19 protein-coding genes and 1 pseudogene are annotated in these 20,885 nt (G+C 70.7%); 12 read left to right on the forward strand and 8 right to left on the reverse strand.

The window, feature by feature from the left end:
* Nucleotides 1-295 precede the first annotated feature (295 nt).
* The 11 genes and pseudogenes from ACZ3KJ_RS01170 to ACZ3KJ_RS01220 all read left to right on the forward strand — a co-directional run bounded on the left by ACZ3KJ_RS01170 (nucleotide 296) and on the right by ACZ3KJ_RS01220 (nucleotide 11,810).
* Nucleotides 296-1,447, forward strand: a complete 1,152-nt coding sequence (locus ACZ3KJ_RS01170) for a Gfo/Idh/MocA family protein (protein ID WP_467523654.1) — start codon at nucleotides 296-298, stop codon at nucleotides 1,445-1,447.
* Complete coding sequence (locus ACZ3KJ_RS01175) at nucleotides 1,444-2,595, forward strand: dihydrodipicolinate synthase family protein (RefSeq protein WP_467523655.1); 1,152 nt, start codon at nucleotides 1,444-1,446, stop codon at nucleotides 2,593-2,595. The genes ACZ3KJ_RS01170 and ACZ3KJ_RS01175 overlap by 4 nt, the downstream gene beginning before the upstream one ends.
* Entirely contained in the window at nucleotides 2,592-3,428 is an 837-nt protein-coding gene (locus ACZ3KJ_RS01180) for a sugar phosphate isomerase/epimerase family protein (protein WP_467523657.1), read from the forward strand. Before ACZ3KJ_RS01175 ends, ACZ3KJ_RS01180 begins: the two co-directional genes overlap by 4 nt.
* Nucleotides 3,429-3,566: 138 nt before the next feature.
* The gene (locus tag ACZ3KJ_RS01185; RefSeq protein WP_385062533.1) at nucleotides 3,567-3,941 is read left to right on the forward strand and encodes a DUF6507 family protein; all 375 of its coding nucleotides are present in this window, start codon (nucleotides 3,567-3,569) and stop codon (nucleotides 3,939-3,941) included.
* Nucleotides 3,938-6,073, forward strand: a complete 2,136-nt coding sequence (locus ACZ3KJ_RS01190; RefSeq protein ID WP_467523658.1) for a hypothetical protein — start codon at nucleotides 3,938-3,940, stop codon at nucleotides 6,071-6,073. Before ACZ3KJ_RS01185 ends, ACZ3KJ_RS01190 begins: the two co-directional genes overlap by 4 nt.
* Entirely contained in the window at nucleotides 6,070-6,951 is an 882-nt protein-coding gene (locus ACZ3KJ_RS01195; RefSeq protein WP_467523659.1) for a hypothetical protein, read from the forward strand. The genes ACZ3KJ_RS01190 and ACZ3KJ_RS01195 overlap by 4 nt, the downstream gene beginning before the upstream one ends.
* Nucleotides 6,952-7,003: 52 nt before the next feature.
* Nucleotides 7,004-8,398 (forward strand): DUF6177 family protein, encoded by a 1,395-nt coding sequence (locus tag ACZ3KJ_RS01200; RefSeq protein ID WP_467523660.1) that lies wholly within the window; start codon nucleotides 7,004-7,006, stop codon nucleotides 8,396-8,398.
* A 371-nt stretch (nucleotides 8,399-8,769) separates the two neighbouring features.
* Nucleotides 8,770-9,129, forward strand: coding sequence for a hypothetical protein (locus ACZ3KJ_RS01205; RefSeq protein WP_385062543.1), 360 nt, complete (start codon nucleotides 8,770-8,772; stop codon nucleotides 9,127-9,129).
* A 213-nt stretch (nucleotides 9,130-9,342) separates the two neighbouring features.
* Nucleotides 9,343-9,560: pseudogene (locus ACZ3KJ_RS01210) on the forward strand (sugar phosphate isomerase/epimerase); the annotation flags it as partial.
* Nucleotides 9,561-9,657: 97 nt separating this feature from the next.
* Nucleotides 9,658-11,052: an AAA family ATPase gene (locus tag ACZ3KJ_RS01215; protein ID WP_467523661.1), complete on the forward strand. Its 1,395-nt coding sequence runs from the start codon at nucleotides 9,658-9,660 to the stop codon at nucleotides 11,050-11,052.
* Complete coding sequence (locus ACZ3KJ_RS01220) at nucleotides 11,049-11,810, forward strand: HNH endonuclease (RefSeq protein WP_467523662.1); 762 nt, start codon at nucleotides 11,049-11,051, stop codon at nucleotides 11,808-11,810. The genes ACZ3KJ_RS01215 and ACZ3KJ_RS01220 overlap by 4 nt, the downstream gene beginning before the upstream one ends.
* Here the strand turns inward: ACZ3KJ_RS01220 and ACZ3KJ_RS01225 are convergent.
* Entirely contained in the window at nucleotides 11,800-12,024 is a 225-nt protein-coding gene (locus tag ACZ3KJ_RS01225; protein ID WP_389512623.1) for a DUF397 domain-containing protein, read from the reverse strand. The genes ACZ3KJ_RS01220 and ACZ3KJ_RS01225 overlap by 11 nt on opposite strands.
* Nucleotides 12,011-12,835 (reverse strand): helix-turn-helix domain-containing protein, encoded by an 825-nt coding sequence (locus ACZ3KJ_RS01230; RefSeq protein WP_389512622.1) that lies wholly within the window; start codon nucleotides 12,833-12,835, stop codon nucleotides 12,011-12,013. The genes ACZ3KJ_RS01225 and ACZ3KJ_RS01230 overlap by 14 nt, the downstream gene beginning before the upstream one ends.
* 286 nt (nucleotides 12,836-13,121) lie before the next feature.
* Between ACZ3KJ_RS01230 and ACZ3KJ_RS01235 the strand changes: the two genes are divergently transcribed.
* Entirely contained in the window at nucleotides 13,122-13,436 is a 315-nt protein-coding gene (locus tag ACZ3KJ_RS01235; RefSeq protein WP_467523665.1) for a hypothetical protein, read from the forward strand.
* Nucleotides 13,437-13,463: 27 nt separating this feature from the next.
* Here the strand turns inward: ACZ3KJ_RS01235 and ACZ3KJ_RS01240 are convergent, their stop codons facing one another.
* From ACZ3KJ_RS01240 to ACZ3KJ_RS01265, 6 genes are all read right to left on the reverse strand, one after another.
* Nucleotides 13,464-14,681, reverse strand: a complete 1,218-nt coding sequence (locus ACZ3KJ_RS01240) for an esterase/lipase family protein (protein WP_467523666.1) — start codon at nucleotides 14,679-14,681, stop codon at nucleotides 13,464-13,466.
* Nucleotides 14,682-14,985: 304 nt separating this feature from the next.
* Nucleotides 14,986-15,375 carry a D-ribose pyranase gene (gene rbsD, locus ACZ3KJ_RS01245; RefSeq protein WP_467523667.1) on the reverse strand — a complete coding sequence of 130 codons (390 nt, stop codon included), beginning with the start codon at nucleotides 15,373-15,375 and terminating at the stop codon, nucleotides 14,986-14,988.
* Nucleotides 15,372-16,274, reverse strand: a complete 903-nt coding sequence (locus tag ACZ3KJ_RS01250; protein ID WP_467523668.1) for a ribokinase — start codon at nucleotides 16,272-16,274, stop codon at nucleotides 15,372-15,374. Before ACZ3KJ_RS01250 ends, rbsD begins: the two co-directional genes overlap by 4 nt.
* Nucleotides 16,275-16,358: 84 nt before the next feature.
* Nucleotides 16,359-18,305: an ABC transporter permease/substrate-binding protein gene (locus ACZ3KJ_RS01255; RefSeq protein ID WP_467523669.1), complete on the reverse strand. Its 1,947-nt coding sequence runs from the start codon at nucleotides 18,303-18,305 to the stop codon at nucleotides 16,359-16,361.
* Entirely contained in the window at nucleotides 18,295-19,821 is a 1,527-nt protein-coding gene (locus tag ACZ3KJ_RS01260; RefSeq protein ID WP_467523671.1) for a sugar ABC transporter ATP-binding protein, read from the reverse strand. Before ACZ3KJ_RS01260 ends, ACZ3KJ_RS01255 begins: the two co-directional genes overlap by 11 nt.
* Nucleotides 19,818-20,834 (reverse strand): LacI family DNA-binding transcriptional regulator, encoded by a 1,017-nt coding sequence (locus ACZ3KJ_RS01265; RefSeq protein WP_467523672.1) that lies wholly within the window; start codon nucleotides 20,832-20,834, stop codon nucleotides 19,818-19,820. The genes ACZ3KJ_RS01260 and ACZ3KJ_RS01265 overlap by 4 nt, the downstream gene beginning before the upstream one ends.
* Between the last annotated feature and the right edge of the window lie 51 nt (nucleotides 20,835-20,885).

Here is a 20,885-nt window from a genome sequence, read left to right on the forward strand (position 1 = left end):
GTCGCACATCTCGTCGTACGTCGTCGTACGTCCTGGTAGACAGGCCGGCCGCGGCCACGGTTCCGAGCATGACGCGGCGTGTCGAGCAGACCTTAAGGCCGTGGACGCCCGCCGTTCGCTTCCTCGAACAACTCGGGATGGACACGGTCTTGTCCGGACCGCTGCTCAGAGGCTAGCTTCTCACTAGATAGAAAGCGCTTGCTGTGACGCTGAACAGTGACGAGGCGGACGCGGCGCGCACAACCGCGTACGAGCGCCCACGAACGCTGCGTACGACGCCTACGAAGGGACCGACGTGACACGCAAGACGGTGCGTATCGCCATGAACGGCGTGACCGGGCGCATGGGCTACCGCCAGCACCTGGTCCGCTCCCTCCTGGCCATCCGCGAACAGGGCGGCCTCGACCTCGGCGACGGCACCGTGCTGTGGCCGGAGCCGGTGCTGGTCGGCCGCCGCGAGCACGCGCTGCGGGCGCTCGCCGAACGGCACGGCCTGGAGCACGTCTCGACGGACCTGGACGCGGTCCTCGCCGACGAGACGATCGACATCTACTTCGACGCCCAGGTGACCTCCGCCCGGGAGGAGGCGATCAAGAAGGCGATCGCGGCCGGCAAGCACATCTACACCGAGAAGCCCACCGCGACCGGCCTGGACGGAGCCCTGGAGCTCGCCCGGCTGGCGGACGCGGCCGGCATCAAGCACGGCGTCGTCCAGGACAAGCTGTTCCTGCCGGGCCTGCTCAAGCTGAAGCGGCTCATCGACGGCGGCTTCTTCGGCCGGATCCTCTCCGTGCGCGGCGAGTTCGGCTACTGGGTCTTCGAGGGCGACTGGCAGGCCGCCCAGCGCCCCTCCTGGAACTACCGCTCGGAGGACGGCGGCGGCATCGTCGTCGACATGTTCCCGCACTGGGAGTACGTCCTGCACGAGCTGTTCGGCCGCGTGACGTCCGTCCAGGCCCTCACCGCCACCCACGTCCCGCAGCGCTGGGACGAGAACGGCAAGCCCTACGACGCCACCGCCGACGACGCCGCCTACGGCATCTTCGAGCTGGAGGGCGGCGCGATCGCCCAGATCAACTCCTCCTGGGCCGTGCGCGTCAACCGCGACGAGCTCGTCGAGTTCCAGGTGGACGGCACCGAGGGCTCCGCCGTCGCCGGCCTGCGCAACTGCCGCGTCCAGCACCGCAGCGCCACCCCCAAGCCGGTCTGGAACCCGGACATCCCCGCCACCGAGGTCTTCCGCGACCAGTGGCAGGAGGTCCCCGACAACGGCGAGTTCGACAACGGCTTCAAGGCCCAGTGGGAGCTGTTCCTCAAGCACGTCTACGCCGGCGCCCCCTACCACTGGGACCTGCTGGCCGGCGCCCGGGGCGTCCAGCTCGCCGAGCTGGGCCTGAAGTCCTCCGCGGAGGGCCGCCGCCTCGACGTCCCGGAGATCGCGCTGTGACCGTCCGACTCCCCGACGCCACGGGGGCCCTGCGCACGTACGAGCCCCGTACCGAGCCCCTCGCCCTCACCACGGGCGCCCCCTTCACCTCCCGCACGGTCTTCTCGGCGGCCCACGTCGTCGCCGACCCCTTCGCGGACACCACCCCCGACTCACCGGCCGCCGTCGACTGGGACGCCACCCTCGCCTTCCGCCGCCACCTGTGGTCCCACGGACTCGGCGTCGCCGAGGCGATGGACACCGCCCAGCGCGGCATGGGCCTGGACTGGGCGGGCGCGGCCGAGCTGATCCGCCGCAGCGCCGCCGAGGCGAAGGCCGTCGGCGGGCGCATCGCCTGCGGCGTGGGCACCGACCAGATCGTCTCCGGCACCCTCGCCGAGGTCCGCGCCGCCTACGAGGAGCAGCTCGCCCTCGTCGAGGCGTCGGGTGCCCAGGCGATCCTCATGGCCTCCCGCGCGCTGGCCGCGACGGCGAACGGTCCCGAGGACTACCTCGACGTCTACGGCCACCTCCTGCGCCAGGCCTCCGAGCCGGTCGTCCTGCACTGGCTCGGCCCCATGTTCGACCCGGCCCTGGAGGGCTACTGGGGGTCGAGCGACCTCGACGCGGCCACCGACACCTTCCTGGAGGTCATCGCCGCGCACCCGGACAAGGTCGACGGCATCAAGGTCTCCCTCCTGGACGCGCAGCGCGAGATCGACCTGCGCCGCCGGCTGCCCGACGGGGTCCGCTGCTACACCGGCGACGACTTCAACTACCCCGAGCTGATCGCGGGCGACGAGAAGGGCTTCAGCCACGCCCTGCTCGGCATCTTCGACCCGCTGGGCCCGCTGGCGGCCGAAGCGGTCCGCGTCCTCGACACGGGGAACACGGCCGGCTTCCGGGAGCTGCTGGACCCCACCGTCGAGCTCTCCCGCCACCTCTTCCAGGCCCCGACCCGCTTCTACAAGACGGGCGTGGTGTTCCTGGCCTGGCTGGCGGGCCACCAGAGCCACTTCACCATGGTCGGCGGCCTCCAGTCGGCCCGCTCCCTCCCGCACTTCGCCCGCGCCTACGAACTCGCCGACGGCCTGGGCCTGTTCCCCGACCCCAAGCTGGCCGAGGAGCGGATGAAGACCCTGCTCGCCCTGTACGGAGTGACCCAGTGAGCGATACGGACCTGTCCCGCTTCTCCATCAACCAGATGACGGTGAAGCAGCTGTCCCTGCCCGAACTGGTCGACGCCTGCCGCGACCTGGGCGTCGGCAACGTCGGCCTGTGGCGCGAGCCGGTGCAGGCGTTCGGCGTGGAGGAGACCGCGAAACTGGTCCGCGACGCGGGCCTGACGGTGACGACGCTGTGCCGCGGCGGCTTCCTCACGGCGATCGACGCGGACGAGCGGGCCGCCGCCCTCGCCGACAACCGCCGCGCCGTCGACGAGGCGGCCACCCTCGGCACGGACACCCTCGTCCTGGTCTCCGGCGGCCTGCCCGCCGGCTCCAAGGACCTGGGCGCCGCCCGTGAGCGCATCGCCGACGCCCTGGCCGAGCTCGGCCCCTACGCGGAGTCCCGGGGCGTGCGCCTGGCCATCGAGGCGCTCCACCCCATGTACGCCTCCGACCGCTGTGTGGTCTCCACCCTCGCCCAGGCCCTGGACCTCGCGGAACGCTTCCCCGCGCACCAGGTCGGCGTGACCGTGGACACGTACCACATCTGGTGGGACGACGCCGCTCCCGAGCAGATCGCGCGGGCGGGCGCCGGCGGCCGCATCCACACCTTCCAGCTCGCCGACTGGACCACCCCCCTCCCGGAGGGCGTCCTCAACGGCCGCGGCCAGATCGGCGACGGCGCGATCGACATGCGCGAGTGGAAGGCGTACGTGGAGGCGGCCGGCTACACGGGCGCGATCGAGGTCGAGCTGTTCAACGACGGTCTGTGGGCCCGGGAGGGCCGCGAGGTACTGGCGGAAACGGCGGAGAGGTTCACCCAGCACGTTCTCTGACTCCGGATCCCCGGGAACACGGACGGCCGCCGGATGGCGCAAAACATCCGGCGGCTGTCTGACGTGCCATCAGTTTGCAACCGCTCATGCGATAATACGTTCGACGTGCGGCGGACATCACAGGCAACGGGGAGCGGTGTGACGGGCTGGGACATCGACGTCGTCGGGGTGCGCGGCGTGCTGCAGAACACGGGCACGGCGGCGAAGAACCTGTCGGACACGGGCCAGGCGATGCAGGGGAACCTGGAGGAGGCGGCCTCGGCCGCGGGGACGATCACCAGCCAGTACGGGCCGTACAGCAGCACGGCAGGGCTGGTGGGGGCGGCACTGGGCGAGTTCCTCCAGCACTGGAGCCATGATCTTCTGTACTTGGCGGAACGCGCGGCCAAGTCCCTGAACGGGGCCGCGGAGGCCACCGGGCACTATGTCGAGGGCGACCTGGCGATGGCGGCCACGGCACAACGGGAAGCGGCCAAGGAGCCGAAGGTCGACCTGCCGGGGGCCGGTAAGTGAGCGACGGGGCAACGCTGATCGACCCGTCCGGAATACCGCACTTCATCGGGGACCTGTCCACCCTGGACACCGACGTGATGTTACTGACTGCGAACGCGGCCCAGTTCCGGGCGTCCGGCGCGGACGTGCACACCACCTTCCAGGGCCTGTCCGCCGTCTACCGGGCCCCGGAGGCCGGCGATCTGCTGTCCTCCACGCAGCCGGTGAAGGCGAAGGCGGACGCGTTCGCCGACGACCTGGAGAAGGTGGCCTCGGCGCTGTCCGACTACAGCGCCGAGGTCCAGCCCCTCATAGACCGGTTGGCCACGCTCAAGGTGGACGCCACGGCGTTCGTCCAGTCGCTGTCCGGGGACGACGACTGGCGCGAGGACCAGGACAAGGTCGACCGCAACAACGAACTCTGGCGGGACGTCAACCACACGGTCGCCGCCTTCCAGGCCGCCGAACGCGCCTGCCACAACAAGATCACCGCCTTGGTCGGCGGCTCGAGGACCACCGTCGACGACGGCTCGCACGGTGAGCACATGTACGGCTACCGCGCCGACGACCTGGACCACGCGCCGGAGACGCCGTGGGGCGCCCCGGCGGAGCGGGAGTACGAGGGCTGGGAGTGGCTGACCCACGAGGCCGGACAGGTCTGGGACGGCTTCTGGACCGACGGCGTGATGGCCACCGTGCACGGCGTGGGGACCCTGTTCGGCGCGGACGGCTCGGACGCGGCGGGCGAGGCGTGGAAGAGCCTGGCCCAGCTCGCCACGGCGTCGGCCCTGACCAGCGCCACCCTGGGCACCTGGTGGCTGCTGCCGGAGGAGAAGCTCCCCTCCTGGCTGCGGGACTCCCGCACCGCCTACCAGCAGACCGTCAAGGGCCTTGTCGCCTGGGACACCTGGAAGACCAACCCGTCCCGCGCCGCCGGTGCCGTCACCTTCAACGTCCTGACGGCCCTGGGCACCGAGGGAACGGGCGCGGCGGCATCCGGCGCCGCCAGGACGTCCGCGGCAGCCCGTGCCCTGTCGGCCGCGGGCAAGGTGGGCCGGGCCGTCGACCCGTTCACGTACGTCGGCAAGGCGGGCACCTTCGCCCTCGGCAAGGTCGGGGACGCCTTCGGCACCCTCAGGAGACTGGACTCCGGCGCCACACTCGACCTGCTCCAGCAGGCCGACGCCGTACGGTCCCCCAAGATCCCCGACAACGCGATCCCCTACGTCGACGACGCCACCGGCAGGATCGTCTACCTCACCGACGAGGGCCACCTCCTCAACGCGGACGGCACCCTCCACCAGCACACGGCGGAAGCCGTGCACGAAGCTTCCGCGAACGACCGCGCGGAGCTGGACGCGGCGGAGCACGCGGGCGGCTCCCGCGAGCCGGTCGGAACCGGAGCCCGTGGCGGTGACCACTCGACCGGCGCAACCGCCCGCTCCCCGGAGCGCTCGGCAGCGTCCCGCGTACCCGACGGCAGTACGGGCGGCTCCATGTCGGCCGGTGATCACCCGTCCGCGGGTCACGGGAACGACGCGCACACCTCCTCGAGCAGTGACGGATCATCTGCCGACGAGAGCCACCGCGACTCGGCACAAGCGCCGGGCACCGTGGAGCACGGCCACGCCGACGGCATGGGCGACAGTGGCGCTCACACTTCCGGCGGCACAGGTGGGGCAGGAAGCGGTGGTTCCGCAGCGCGTGACAGGGGTTTGTGGCCGGCCAGGGACGACATCCCCGGGCCCGCAGCCGGAGAGGAACTCAAGCGCCCCCACGCCCGACACACCATCAGTGGGGCTGCCAAGGGAGAAATCAAGGAGAAGAACAGCCTCATTCTGCGGGGGTACTCCCGTGAAATCGACCAGGACATAGCAGCCATCGCAGAGGGGCGGGCGAAGCTCACCGATGATGGGAACCGCTACGAGATCAACGGGCGTACCTACGGCGTGGAACCGGGAGGGAGGGTCTACCCCGACTCGGGGCCGGGTATCGTGAATCTGGATAGGAACGAATACGCTGCACTGCAGCAACTGGTGAGAGCGAAGGGTGACATAACTGCCGCTCCTCAGCTGACGAGAAACCCTCGATTCGTGAATAATCCGCAGGCCGTTCAGAAGGCGATGGAAATCTACAACGGGACCTATCGATGACCTACAACCTTTTCACTGTCGATCACCTGCCATCGTCCTGGATCGCCGACTCTTTGGCGTCAGCACTCCACGTGACATCAAATGCGGTCGATATTGCTGATGCGGATGGCAGCCAGGACGACCGCAACTGGGATGCTCTGGTCCTGGGTGATTACTCGCGCGTGTTCGGTGATGTGTCGCTGACGCTGGACGTCTTCCTTCAGGAAGCGGTGACCGAGCGGCCGACAGAAGCGGAATGCGCTGCCAGATTCGCCGCAGCGGCACAGACCGTCGTCCTGTACCCGGCGGAGGAGCGCATACCCAGCGCTTACTGGCTGGTGACCCCTACCGGCCTGGTGACCCGCGCTCGTCTCCTGGCCTCGGACGACGAGTCGCCCGTGTACTCCGTCGAAGCCGTCGAGGACGCGGTGCGCGAACTTCCCGAAGCGCGCGTCATGCAGCTTCCGGAGATCGTGCGTGAGCAGCTCGTCCCGACGCCGACCACCAGGGACTTCCTTTCGGCTGTGCATGCTCTCCGTCGGAACGAGAAGAACTGCGCTGATTCGGTTCTCAGCGAGGACGTGGGAACTCCGCTGGACAGCGCCCGCGCGCACCTCGCCGAATGGGAGAGGATGGTCCGCCGAATGCAATCGGGCTGGCAGCCGACCGGCCGCTATCCAGTCGAGCTGTACCGAGAGGCCCTGCGGTCACGGGACCAGATCGCGCTCCTGGCGGAAAACATCGCTCAACCCATGGCTGTCCTTCTCGGTAGGGCGGTCGATCAGATCGACGCAGAGTTCAGGAAGCGCACGGAGACGATCGCTCCGTTCGCCGGGACGGTCGGGCGGGGATGGTGGTGGCAACGCAAACCTGTTGTTCTGCCCTGGAGTGACAGCTGATCTTGATCGGCGGCGCGGTGAGGGATGACCAGAAACAATGGAAAGGCCCGGCATGACCACGGACATCATCGCCCTCACCCCGAAGACGCCCGACCTCCGTTCCCTGCTGGCCGGACTCATCGCGGGTGGCCCCGAGCTGGGTCTGGTGGCGGCCGACGACGGCGCCGTCCTCCGTCTGTGCGACCGCGCGGGCCGCCCCCTGGTGTCCGTCGAGGCCCCGCTCCTCGTCCACACGCCGGGCGAGGCCGAACGCCTCCTCGGGCCCGATGTGCCGGCTCCGCCGGTGCCCTACTGGTGGACGGAGATCCGTGCGTCGAGTGCCGTGCCCGAGGCGGAGGCACTCGCGCGATCGGTCGGCGGGCGGCTGACGACTCTCCTCGGCGGTGCGGTGTGGCCGCGAGGGGCGGCCGCGACACGCTCGGTGGACGTCCCTGAGGAACCGGCGGCACCCGACCTGCCGGAAACCGTCGACGTCCTCACCGAATCGACGGCCGTCGTCCTCTCCGACCGTCCCGTGCTCGCCCTCACCACCTGGCTCGCCGACATCCTGCGCACGTCCGCCACCGCCGGCCGTGCCCTCCACCTCGTCACCCCGGCCCGCGCCCGCCTCACGCTCCCGCTGCGGCGGGCACTCGGGGGCGCGCCCAACCGGTGGGTGGTGCGGGACCCGCGCGGCGGCTACTACGACGGCCTGTCCGGCGTCCCCCTCGCCTGGCAGGGCGGTACGTTCACGCCGACCGGAGCCCCGGTCGCCGACGCCTACGGACAACCGTCCGGCGTCGGCCCCGGACACCAGCTCACCGTCACCTTCCGCACCGTCCACACCCCGGACGCCCACCTCACCCTCGGCCTCGGCCTGGAGACGGCCTGGCGTCACCTGACCGGCGCTCCGCCCGTCGGCTGGGGCACCGCCGAGCCGGTCAACCTGCCCTGGTCCCCGCACCAGATGACCGACCTGGCCCGAGAACGCTCCCCGGCACCGACCCACCTCGTCGCGGCCGGCGCCCCGGACCGCCCGGCCATCGCCACCCTCCGCGTCTCGCGTACGACGGCCGGCGTCGCCCAGGACGTCACGCTCACGGCCGGATACGCGTCCGCCGCGGACGTCCCCCTGGACGCCGTCGAGTCCCTCGCCGCGCACCTGGTCGACGAGCACCACCTCACGACGATGCTCACCACACTGCGCGCCGCCCGTGCCGACCTCACCGTCCCGCCTTTCCTGGAGGGCCCGCCCACCCCCCTCTCCTTCACCCTCGGCGCACGGGACGTGAGCGCCATCGGCCTCACCCGCGCCCTTCACGCACCCGACGGGCCGCACACCAGGCAACTCGGTTCGCGGGCGGAGCCGGCCGTGCACTACCTGCTGGGCGACGGGACCAGCACCCACTCGCGGACCGTGCTGCGGAACCTCACCGCGCATCTCCGGCGCGCTTCGACGGCATCCTGAACGGGGTTCGGGACCGCTGTGCGTCCGGGCTGCTGCCCCGCCCCGCAAGCGTTGTCCGGGCGGGGCAGTTCCATGTCCGGATCCAAAGGTGAGAGCCGTCTTTACACAGGTTTTCTTTATTGCCGCAGATCAGGGTGCGTGTAAACAGAAACTTTCCTGTGATTCTGCTGTCTGTTCGAGTTTATCCGGGCCGTCGGGAACCGTATCTCCGCTGGTCGTGTCTGTAAGATCGGGTCCACCGCAGGGAAGAGCCGCGCGCTCGGAAATGCGTGGATTCAGCTTGCTCTGCCATGAGAGGAAGCTGAGAGAGGGATTTGTTTGATCATTATCGAATCCCTCTCGGGAAACAGATGAAAACCAAGGAGTTTGCTATGAACGCACGTCTCGCCACCGTCTCCGTGGTGTCCGCCGCGCTGGTCGCCGCGGGCGCCGGCGCCGCGGTGGCCGCCCCGAAGGCCGCCACCCCCACCATCACGCTCCAGGCGAGCGCCCCCCAGGTCAAGGTCGGCCAGGTCGTCACCCTCTCCGGCAAGACCACCGGCCTGAAGGACGGCAGCAAGGTCACGCTCCAGACCAAGCAGGGCACCAAGTGGGTCGCCGTCGCCAAGACGGCCACGGTCAGCAAGAGCGCCTACAAGCTCACCGACAAGTTCACGAAGAAGGGCGTGCAGACCCTGCGCGTCGTGAACGGCAAGACCGCGTCCAAGGCGGTCTCCGTCACCGTCCGCTGAACCAACGCCCGGCGCCCGGACCGGCGTTGAGACCCGCGCCGCCCCCGGCGTGAACCTGCCCCACCCCGTCCGATCCGGGGTGGGGCAGGCGTCCTCGGGGCGGGACAGCGGGCCCGGCGGCCCCCGTCACCCGCGGCGATTCTCCAGCATCCCGGCCGCGCGGCGCACCCGTCGGGGTGCGGAGAAAAAATCCCGGGAGACCGTACGCCCCCCGCCGACTGGACCACCCCCTCCCGAAGGGCGTCCTCAACGGCCGGGGCCGGATCGGCGACGGCGCGATCGACATGCGGGAGTGGAAGGGGTACGGGGAGGCGGCCGGCCACTCGGGCGCGATCGAGGTCGAGCTGTTCGACGAGGGGCTGTGGGCCCGGGACGGACGGGAGGTGCCGGCCGAGACGGCAGAGCGGTCCGTCGCCCACACGCGCGGATGACACGGGGGTGTGCCCGGCCCTGAGGCTCGCACCGGGGCGGGCACGCCGTCGGCCGTAGGATCGGTCGCGATACCCGAGCGAACGGATGTCGACACGCATGCACGTCAGCCGGATCAAGGTGCAGGACATCAAGTCCTTCCACGGACCCCGTCAGGTCGACCTGACCCTGACCCGCCCCGACGGCAGTCATGCCGGGTGGACGGTGCTCGCCGGGCGGAACGGCTCAGGGAAGACGACGTTGCTGCGGGCGTTGGCACTCGCGCTGAGCGGGCCGGTGGCCGCACGCGGTCTTGTCCAGGGATTCGAGAACTGGATCGCCCGAGGGGCGGATTCGGGCACTGTGGTGGCCGAAATCGTCAGGCACCAGCACTTCGACGGGTTCACTGCCTCAGGCCGGACTCTGAACACGTTCCGGGCAGGGCTGAAGTGGACGGCACCGGCGGAGGGAGTCGCGAGCCGCAAAGGCGCCCAGCCTGCGCTGGAGGAGGTCAGGCACAGCGCCAAGGCGGCGAGCTCCAGTCCGGCGCAGAGAGGGCCATGGGCCGACAACCCGGTGGGCTGGTTCTGCGCGGCCTATGGCCCCTTCCGGCGCATGGCGGGGGGCTCGGGCGAGGTGCAGCGGCTGATGCTGGCCTCCGGCCCGGTGGCCCGGCAGGCAAGCTTGTTCCACGAAGACGCGTCACTTGCCGAAGGTGTCGCCTGGCTGATCGAGCAGCACCTGCGCGCACTCGAAGGAAGGCAGGGCGCCGAGGAACTCAAGAACGCGGCGTTGGCAGTCCTCGGTGACGGACTGCTCCCGGACGGATATCGCGTGGAGGACGTCGATTCCGAGGGTTTGTGGGTCACCCGCGACGGGCAGCGCTTCCCGTTGCGGGAGATGAGCGACGGTTTCAGAACCGTCGCTGCGCTGGTCGTCGACATCCTGAAACAGATCCACGACACCTTCGGAGACACACCGTTCACCGCCCTGGGCGAGAACACACTGCTCCGCCTCGTCCCCGGCGTCGTCATCATCGACGAGATCGACGCACACCTGCACGTGTCCTGGCAGCGCCGTATCGGCCCGTGGCTGACCGCTCACTTCCCCCACATCCAGTTCATCGTCACCACGCACAGCCCCTACATCTGCCAGGCCGCGGATCCCGGCGGCCTGATCCGGCTGCCCGGCGTGGACGAGGCACGCCCGCCCGAGGTCATCGACCAGGACCTCTACGACCGGGTGGTGTACGGCAGTGGCGACGACGCGGTTCTCTCCGACCTGTTCGGGCTCGACACCCCCTACTCCGAGCGGGCCGAGCGGACGCGGGCCGAGTTCGTGGAGCTGGAGGCGGAGATCTACGACGGCGCCGCGTCCGCCGAGTCGCTCGCCCGCTACCGGGAACTGAAGGAGCGGCTCGCCAGCTCGCCGTCGGCCCGTCTGGACGAGATGAATGCGCACCTCCACCGGATCGCGGAGGAGATCGCCGATGGCCCGAAGGACGAAGAGGAGTGATCCGGCTTCGGCGTGCGCTCCTGTCGCCGGTCACGACGGAGCTGCTGAAGGGCTACACCGACGACATCCGGCAGCAGGCCACGGACAAGGAACGCAAGGACAGGGCGAAGGAACTCTGGGCGAACCGCCGGCAGGTCCGCCCCGCCCTCGTCGCCGGGCTCGCGGAGATGGCTCCCGGCCGCGAACGCTGCATGTACTGCGGTGACGGCCAGGGCACCGACATCGACCACTTCGAGCCGAAGAGCCTCGCTCCGCTGCGTACCTTCGACTGGCTCAACCATCTGCTCGCCTGCTCGTTCTGCAACAGCAACCAGAAGCGGAACCTCTTCCCCATCGGAACCGACGGCAGCCCTCTGCTCGTGGACCCGACAGCCGAAGACCCCTTGGACCACCTACGGCTGGTGCTCCCGCTCGGAACGTACCGGGGCCTGACCGACCGGGGACGGGCCTGTATCGAGGTGTTCGGCCTCAACGCGAGAGCGGTCCTGGTCAAGGGACGCAGGGACGCCTACGCGACGGCCAGGCACTCCATCGAGCTGTGGCGCCTGGCCATGGACAAGGGGCAACGCGACAAGGCGAAGGAGATCGTCCAGGTTTCCTGGAACCGCCCCCTCGTCGACGTACTGGTCGCCATGTTCCACCAGTCAGGCCATCCGGCGGCCGATGACCTGTTCGCGGGGGAGGAGGAGGTCCTCGGCCTCCTCCTCGATGCCGAACTGCGGTCCGCGTTCCTGCACTTCCGGGGCCTCAGCTACTGACCCGCCCGTCCCGCACGGCCCCGACGAACGCGGCCCAGCCGCCCGCCGAGAAGACGAGCACCGGACCACTGGGTGCCTTGCTGTCACGGACGGGGACGGTGGCGTGGCCACGGGCGACTTCCAGGCAGTCGCCCTGACCGCCGCCGCTGTAGCTGGACTTGTACCACCCGGTGAGCGTGGACGAGTCGGAGACCGTGTGCTCACTGCTGACCATGTGCGTGTTCCTCCGCTGCCGCTCTGACGAGGGCCACTGACTCCTGGTGCGACAACGCGTCGCTCAGTGCTAGAGCGTAGGCCGTCTGGCTGGCTGCCACCACTGCCGGGTCATCCATCAAGTGGCCGGTGAGAAAGCCTTCGACGTAGGCCACCGGGGCGGAGTCCTCGAAGCTCATGAGCGTGAGGTAGCTCTCCATGAGCGCGTGTGCCCCGACGCCGTACGGAAGCACATGCAGCCGCACCCGCCCCGCCTCGGCCATATCCGCGATCTTGTGCAGCTGCTCGGCCATGACCTCAGGACCGCCCACACAGCGCCGCAGCACGGATTCGTCGAGCAGCGTCCAGACGACCGGGTTCAACGGCCCGTCGAGAATCCGGGCACGCTTTGTTCGATTGACGACGGCTTCGTCAAGCTCCTCCGACGTGTGGTTCGGCTGGTACGCGCGGAACACGGCACGCGCGTAGCCGTCCGTCTGGAACACGCCCGGTACCAGGGAGAGCGCGAACTGCTGGATCAGGGTGGCCTGTTGCTCCAGCTCGGCCGCGGCCGCGAAGTGGTCCGCGTACTTCGACTCCAGGTCTTCCAGCCAGCGCATGAAGAACCCGTCCGTCCCCAGCGCCCGGTCGATCCGCTGTGCGTCATCCGGCTTCGGCAGCCGTCTCCCGGCCTCGAAGTGGCTGATCAGTGTGGGCGAGCACACGACCTGGTCGCCGAGTTCCTCCTGGGTGAGGCCCGCGGTGGTCCGCCGCAGCCTCAGTTCCTCGCCGTACTTCTCCCGCTGCGTGCGGGGCGTTCGAGGCTTCGTCATCCTGCCGACCCCCAACTTGACGTGCGTTATGTCAATCCTCAGGCACTGGAAGCGTAGCGGCGGGCGACCGCACTCTGTGAGGGATTCACGACAGAGCGCAACCGAAAGAAGGCAGGTTGATGTCTGTGTTCGCCAGGTCATTCAGGCCGTTCCGGATGTTCCTCGCCCTGCGGTCCGGGCGCCGCCGGGTGGAACCCGCTCCGCCCGCCTGCCCTCCGACCCCACCGCCCAGGCCGCTCGGAGTGGGGGTCGGCTCCCTCTTCCTCCCCCGTGACGGGGGCGGGGAGTGAAGGGCGCGCGGCTGCTGCCCTGGCCGACCCCCGAAGGAAAACCCTGCTACGTCGTCGGCGACGGCACGGGCCATGTCTCGCGCCTCGCCGACGAGATCGAGGGCATCCAGCTCCACATGGCCGACGAGCTCCTCCAGCACGCCGACGCGCTCCTGGCGGAGCACGGGGTGTCCAGCGGTGAACTGACGTATCTCGCCCGCCGGCTCACGGAGTCCCTGCGGGACGTCAGGCGGGTCGCGGAGAGCCGGGGAGCGCGGCTGGGGCAGGGCGGGGAGTGCGCCGGCCCGGGGGATGCCGTCCGCCCGGGGTGAGCGGGCGGACGGCGCTGCCGCGGGGGTTCAGGCGTCGAACTCCCTCATCAGCCAGGTGCACAGCTCCTCGGTCGGGAGGGTGTGCGGTGTCGTGGTCGACGAACAGAGGAACGCCTGCAACCCGCTGTCGGACGGGTCCAGTTCGTCGACCCGCGCGTACAGGTCCCGCTGGTTCTCGAAGTCGCCGATGTCGACCGCGCTGACCGAGGGCACGAAACAGATCTCCGGGTGGTGCAGCTCGGTCTGGCCCTGCTTCTCCCTGATCGCCTTGTCCAGGATCCCGTACGTCGCGAGGGTGCCGCCCGGAGCGCCGTCCAGCTCCGGGAAGCCCTCGGTCGTGATCGTCTTCTCGGCCGGCGGGAGGAGGCGGCGCAGGTAGGCGGACGTCGCGTCGCCCTGGGCCTGGATGTAGAAGGTGGTGCCGCCGAAGAGCGTCAGCAGCCGCAGCGCGACGTCGCCGGGGTTGACGGAGGGCAGTCCGACGCCGTCGGCCCGGCCGTTGGCCACACCGATCCGCCGTGGGATCTGCGGCCAGTTGCCGACCCGGTCGAGCTCGTCCAGCAGCGCCTTGCGCTCCGGGGCCATGTCGATCTTCCCCGTGACGTTGTCGTAGTGCCGCCAGAGCATCTCCCGCGCCGCCGGGCTGTTCATCTGGAGCGCGAACTCGTTCTGGCCGAACGGGTACAGCATGTACGAGAACGCCTGGACGCCCATGGGGATGGTGGCGCCCCGGTGCGGGGTGTCGAACGAGAAGTACACGCCCGTCTGGTGCTCGTCCTCGTGGAAGTCGGTCTCCATCCTGGCGAGCGTGTAGCGGGTGACGAGGCCGCCCATGCTGAAGCCGCCGACGATCAGCCGCTCGTTTCCGTCGCGGCATTCGATGGCCTTGCGGATGGTGGCCTCGGCCGCCTTCGAGTTCTCCAGGATGGACGCGGTGCGCTCGTCGAAGCCGAGCAGGATCACGTCCCGGCCGCTCCGGCGGAGTTCGCTGATGAAGGGATAGTCCTCCCCTTCCAGGAACCGGTAGAGCTTGTCGAGTTCGCTCCTGCCGTGGTTGAAGCCGTCGGCGATGATCACCGGCTGGGTGAGGCGGCGCTCCTCACCGGCGTAGAAGACCCAGGCGAAGCCCTTGTCGATGTCCTGGTCCCACACGTCGTGATCGGGGACGTCGATCGGGTGGGTGGGTGCGGCGAGCGGATCGCCGATCCCGATCGGGCCGATCTCGCGCTCGGTCGTCTCGGACATGGTCGTACTCCTCGGGGGGAGGGGGAGGGGACGACCACATCATGAGTCACATGTCGGGCATATCGCCCGTCGGGAAATTTCCTGAAGCCGTGCAACCCTTCCCGTCCTCCGCGTGTCGTACAGGGCGTCGGGACTCTTGGAGGGGGATCCGGGGGGATCTCAGGGGGTTTCGACAGGGGGAGGGGGAAAGCCGAGGGGCCTGGTCGACGGACCGGGCCCCTCGAAGCATGTCGCGGCGGTTCAACAGGTCAGCGATTCAGCAGGTCAGCAGTTCGGCAGGTTGGCGATTCAGCAGGTCGGCGAGTCAGAAGAACACCCCGCACCGCAGCAGCACGTTCGCGTACGGCCGCGCCTCGCCCGTGCGGACCACCAGCCGCGCGCCCGCCGACAGCGCCTTCAGTTCTTCGTGGGAGACATACGCCAACCGGGTGAAGTGCCGCTCCAGCAGCCCCGCCGCCGCGGGATTGGCCTCGCGGACCTCGGCGGCCGCCGCGGCGCCCTCCACGACCAGTTCGGCGAGCAGCCCGTCCACCACCTCCGCGAACGACGGCACCCCCGCCCGGAACGCGAGGTCGACCACCCGCGGCCCGTCCGGGATCGGCATACCGGCGTCGCACACCAGCACCCCGTCCCCGTGCCCCAGTTCGGCCAGCGCCCCGGACAGCTGCCGGTTGAGGATCCCGGCCTTCTTCACAGGGCCTCGACCTCCTCCGGCGTGGGGAACGACTCCTGCGCGCCCCGCCGGGTCACCGCCACCGCCCCCACCCGTGCCGCGTACGCCGCCGCCTCCGCGAGCGACGCGCCCGCGCCCAGCTTCCACGCCAGCGCCGCCGTGAAGGAGTCACCCGCGCCCGTCGTGTCCACGGCGTCCACCTTCACCGACGGGATCCGTACGACCCCCTCCGCCGACGCCACCAGCGAGCCCTCCGCGCCCAGCGTCACCACCACCGACCTCGGCCCCTCGGCGAGCAGGACCTCCGCCCAGTCCTCGGGTTCCCCGCTCACCCCCGTCCCGCCCAGGATCACCTTGGCCTCGTGCTCGTTGACGATCAGCGGGTCGCAGGCCGCGAGCACCTCCGCCGGCAGCACCCGCGGCGGGGAGGGGTTCAGGACGAAACGGGTGCCCGGCGCCAGGTTCCGTACGACCTCCACGACCGTCTCCAGCGGGATCTCCAGCTGCGCCGACACCACCCGCGAGGTGTGGACGAGGCCGGCCGCGGCCCGGACGTCCTCCGGTGTCAGCCGGCCGTTCGCGCCCGGCGACACCACGATGCTGTTGTCGCCCGACGGGTCCACGGTGATCAGCGCGACCCCGGTCGGCGCCCCGCCCACCAGCACACCCGCCGTGTCGACCCCGGCGGCCCGCTGCGAGTCGAGCAGCAGCCGGCCGTGGGCGTCGTCGCCGACCCGGGCCAGCAGGGCCGTACGGGCTCCGAGGCGCGCGGCGGCGACGGCCTGGTTCGCGCCCTTGCCGCCGGGATGGACGGCCAGGTCGGAGCCGAGGACCGTCTCACCGGCGCCGGGCCTGCGCTCGACGCCGATCACCAGGTCGGCGTTGGCCGACCCTACGACCAGAAGGTCGTGGTCGTACATGAAAGAACTCCCCTGGTACGTACCCTGATACGTGGCTCGGGGCGGGCGTCCCCGCCAGGGTGACCGCCCGCCCGCTCGCCGTTGTCAGCCGCTGAACCCGGCCACGTTCTCCTTCGTGACCACCTTCACCGGCACCTTCACCGTCTGCTCGACCTTCTCGCCGCGCAGCGCCTTCAGGGCGTTGTCCACGGCGATCTTCCCCAGCTGGGACGGCTGCTGCGCGACGGACGCGTAGAGCGTCCCCTGCTCGACGGCCCGGAGACCGTCGGGGGTGCCGTCGAAGCCGACGACCTGCACGGACCTTCCGGCCTTCGCGCCCAGCGCCTTGACCGCGCCGAGCGCCATCTCGTCGTTGGCGGCGACCACGCCCTGGACGTCCGGGTGGGCCTGGAGCAGGTTCGACATCACGTCGAGGCCCTTGGTGCGGTCGAAGTCGGCGGGCTGCTGGGCCAGGACCCGGATGCCGGGGTAGGCCTTCAGCCCCTTGGCGAAGCCCTCCGCCCGCTCCCGGGCCGCCGAGGTGCCCGCCTGCCCCTGGAGGATCACGATCTTCCCGGTGCCGCCGAGCCTCTCGGCGATCGTCCGCGCGGCCAGCTCGCCGCCGGCGACGTTGTCGGAGGCCACGAGGGTGTCCGCCGTCGCCTTGTTGACGCCGCGGTCGACCGCGACGACCGGGATGTCCGCCCGGTCCGCGGCGCGCACGGCCGGCCCGGCCGCGTCGGAGTCCACCGGGTTGACGACGACCGCGTCGTAGCCGGAACCGGTGAAGTTCTGGAGCTGGTTGGCCTGCTGGGAGGCGTCGTTCTGGGCGTCGGTGACCGTCAGGTCCACGCCCAGCCGCTTCGCCTCGGCCTGCGCGCCGGACTGGATCTGCACGAAGAACGGGTTGTTCAGCGTCGACAGCGCCAGCCCGACCCTCGGGTTCGCGGCCGGCGAGGAACCGCCGTGCAGCAGCGAGGTCGCGCCGACGACCGCCACCGTGACCACGGCCGCGAGCCCGTACGTCACCGCCTGCCGGCCCTTGTTGCCGCCGGTGCCAGCCGCCACCGGGGTCGCCCCGGCCTTGCGGCGCACCGTGTCCAGCAGCACCGCCAGCGCGATGACGACACCGATGACGACCTGCTGCCAGAAGGCGGAGACCGACAGGAGGTTGAGGCCGTTGCGCAGCACCGCCAGGATCAGCGCGCCGATCAGCGTGCCGGACGCCTTGCCCGTCCCGCCGGCGAGCGAGGCGCCGCCGATGACGACCGCGGCGATCGCGTCCAGCTCGTAGCCGTCGGCGGCCTGCGGCTGCGCGGAGGACAGCCGGGCGGCGAGCACGACGCCCGCGACGGCCGCGAACACACCGGACAGGACGTAGACGGCGATCTTCTGCCGCCGGACGCGCAGCCCGGACAGCCGGGCCGCCTCCTCGTTGCCGCCGATGGCGTACATCGAGCGGCCGATGTACGTCCGGCCCAGCACGAACGCGGCGATCAGCCCCATGACGACCATGACCAGCACGGGCACCGGCAGCCGGCCGCCGAGGGTGTCGCCGAGGTGCGAGACCGAGTCGGGGAAGGGGATCGGGGAGCCCTCGGAGATCACCAGCGACAGACCGCGGCCCACCGACAGCATCGAGAGCGTCGCGATGAACGGCGGCAGCTTCCCGTACGCGATGAGGAAACCGTTCACCAGACCGGCCGCCACGCCGGTGGCGACGGCGAGGACGACGGCGAGGACCACCGGCACCCCGTGGGACGTGGCGCTCCACGCCAGCACGGTGGCCGACAGGGCCGCCACCGAACCGACGGACAGGTCGATGCCCGCCGAGACGATCACGAAGGTCACGCCGAAGGCGAGGATGGCGGTCACGGCCGCCTGGACACCCACGTTGAGCAGGTTGTCCGTGGTCAGGAAGTCGCCCGACAGCGCCGACATGGCGATGACGAGGACGATCAGCGCGGTCAGCGCGCCGTTGTCGAGGAGCAGGCGGCGGACCGCCGCGGCGCCACCGGCGCCCGTCGTGCTCTTGAGGGTGTCAGCGGCCACGGCCGGCCTCCGCATCGGTCGTAGGGGTGGGGGAACTGACGGCGAGTGCCATCACGGCGTCCTGGGTGGCCCGGTCGGCCGGGAGTTCACCGGCGATCCGGCCCTGCGCCATCACCAGCACCCGGTCGCTCATGCCGAGCACCTCGGGCAGATCGCTGGAGATCATCAGGACGGCGGCGCCGGCGGCCGTCAGCTCGTTGATCAGCTGGTAGATCTCGACCTTGGCGCCGACGTCGATGCCGCGCGTCGGCTCGTCGAGGATCAGCACCCGGGTGTCGGCGAGCAGCCACTTGCCGATGACGACCTTCTGCTGGTTGCCGCCGGAGAGCGTGCGCACGTGCTGGTGGAGTCCGGCCATCCGCACGCCGAGCTGCCCGGCGATCCGCTCGGCGGCCGCGCGCTGGCCCTTGAGGTCGACGAGACCGGCCCGGGTGGCCGATCGCAGGGTCACCAGCCCGAGGTTCTCCGCGACGGAGGCGTCCAGCACCAGTCCCTGGCCCTTGCGGTCCTCCGGGACGAGTCCGATGCCGGCCGCCATCGCCGCGTTCACGTCGTGCCGGGGCACCTTCGCGCCCCCGACCCGCACGGCTCCCCGGTCGTACGGGTCCGCCCCGAACACCGCCCGGACGACCTCGGTACGGCCGGCGCCGACGAGCCCCGCGATGCCGACGACCTCACCGGCGTGCACCTCGAAGCCGACGTCGTGGAAGACGCCGTCGCGGGTGAGCCCCTCCACGGACAGCAGGGCGGCACCCCGGTCGGCGCGCTCGCGCGGGTACTGCTGCTCGATCGAACGCCCCACCATCAGCCGTACGAGCTCGTCCTCGGGCGTGGTGGCGGGCACCTGGCCCACGGACCTCCCGTCCCGGATGACCGTGACCCGGTCGCCCAGGGCCGCGATCTCCTCCAGGTGGTGGGTGATGAAGACGATGCCGACGCCGTCCTCGCGCAGCCTGCGCACGATCGCGAAGAGCTTCTCGACCTCCTCGGAGGTGAGCACCGCGGTCGGCTCGTCCATGATCAGCACGCGCGCGTCCAGGCTCAGCGCCTTCGCGATCTCCACCATCTGGAGCCGCGCGATGCCCAGTTCCCGCACGCGCGCGCGGGGGGAGACGTCGACCCCGACCCGCTCCAGCAGGACGGCGGCGTCGGCCTCCATCCGCTTGCGGTCGATCATCCCGAAGCGGCGCGGCTGCCGGCCCAGGAAGATGTTCTCGGCGACCGTCAGATCGGGGACCAGGTTGAACTCCTGGTAGATGGTGGCGATCCCGAGGCGCTCGGCGTCCTGCGCCCCGTGGATGCGCACCTCCTCGCCGCCGGCCAGGATCCGCCCGGCGTCGGGGCGGTGGGCGCCGGAGAGCGTCTTGATGAGGGTGCTCTTGCCCGCGCCGTTCTCACCGAGCAGGACGTGCACCTCGCCCCGGCGCAGGTCGAAGTCGACGCCGTCGAGCGCGACCACACCGGGGAAGCTCTTGCGGATGCCTTCGATGCGCAGCAGTTCGTCCGCGTCGCTCACGACCGGCTCCTGTTCCGTGCGGGGTCCTCGCCGCACGAGCGGCGTACGACCAGTCGGGCGGGGAGGGTGACGGACTCGCCGGGCCGTCCTTCGATGCGGTCGACGAGCGCGCGCACGGCGGCGCGCCCCAGGTCGCCCGTCGGCTGGGCGATCGCCGTGACGGGCGGATCGGTGTGCACGAACCAGCGGATGTCGTCGAACGCGGCGAGCGCGATGTCGTCGGGAACGCGCAGCCCGCGCGCGCGTACGGCGTCCAGGGCGCCCAGCGCCATCAGGTTGTCCGCGGCGAAGACCACCTCGGGCGGCTCGGGCAGGTCGAGGAAGCCCTCGGTGACCCGCCGCCCGCTCGCCGCCTGGAAGTCGCCCTGCCCGATGTAGACGTCCGGCAGCGGAAGCCCGTACTCGGCCATCGCGGCCCGGAAGGCCTCGACGCGCTCGCTGCCGGTGGTGGTGGCGGCCGGGCCCGCGATGATGGCCAGCCTGCGGTGCCCCAGCCCGTGCAGGTGCGCGACCAGGTCCCGGACGGCCGCCCGGCCGTCCGCCCGGACCACCGGCACGTCCACGCCCGGGATCCACCGGTCGACGAAGACCATCGGCGTCCCCGCGCGCGCGGCGTCCAGCATCAGCGGCGAGCCGCCGTCGGTGGGGGAGACCAGCAGCCCGTCGATCCGGCGGTCCAGCAGGGTGCGGACGTGGTGGTCCTGGAGGTCGGGCCGTTCGTCGGCGTTGCCGATGACGACGCTGTAGCCGAGCGCGCGGGCCTCCTCCTCGACGGAGCGGGCCAGTTCGGTGAAGTAGGGGTTGAGCACGTCGCTGATGACCAGGCCGAGGGTGCGGGTCTGGTCGGTGCGCAGGGACCGGGCGACGGCGTTCGGGCGGTACCCCAGTGCCTCGACGGCGGCCAGCACGCGCGTGCGGGCGTCGGCGCTGACCGACGGATGGTCGTTGAGGACCCTCGACACCGTGGCGACGGAGACGCCCGCCTCGGCAGCGACGTCCTTGATGCTCGCCATCGCCGCTCCACCTCCTTGTGGAATCGTTTACATGCGCGACAGAAAGGATTG

The sequence above is a fragment of the Streptomyces sp. NPDC003248 genome (genome assembly GCF_055563235.1).

Bases quoted from the DNA above. Each gene is read 5' to 3' on its own strand.
- ACZ3KJ_RS01195 (WP_467523659.1), top strand. From the start codon at position 6,070: ATGACCTACAACCTTTTCACTGTCGATCACCTGCCATCGTCCTGGATC.
- ACZ3KJ_RS01200 (WP_467523660.1), top strand. From the start codon at position 7,004: ATGACCACGGACATCATCGCCCTCACCCCGAAGACGCCCGACCTCCGT.
- ACZ3KJ_RS01205 (WP_385062543.1), top strand. From the start codon at position 8,770: ATGAACGCACGTCTCGCCACCGTCTCCGTGGTGTCCGCCGCGCTGGTC.
- ACZ3KJ_RS01215 (WP_467523661.1), top strand. From the start codon at position 9,658: ATGCACGTCAGCCGGATCAAGGTGCAGGACATCAAGTCCTTCCACGGA.
- ACZ3KJ_RS01225 (WP_389512623.1), bottom strand. From the start codon at position 12,024: ATGGTCAGCAGTGAGCACACGGTCTCCGACTCGTCCACGCTCACCGGG.
- ACZ3KJ_RS01230 (WP_389512622.1), bottom strand. From the start codon at position 12,835: ATGACGAAGCCTCGAACGCCCCGCACGCAGCGGGAGAAGTACGGCGAG.
- ACZ3KJ_RS01240 (WP_467523666.1), bottom strand. From the start codon at position 14,681: ATGTCCGAGACGACCGAGCGCGAGATCGGCCCGATCGGGATCGGCGAT.
- ACZ3KJ_RS01250 (WP_467523668.1), bottom strand. From the start codon at position 16,274: ATGTACGACCACGACCTTCTGGTCGTAGGGTCGGCCAACGCCGACCTG.
- ACZ3KJ_RS01265 (WP_467523672.1), bottom strand. From the start codon at position 20,834: ATGGCGAGCATCAAGGACGTCGCTGCCGAGGCGGGCGTCTCCGTCGCC.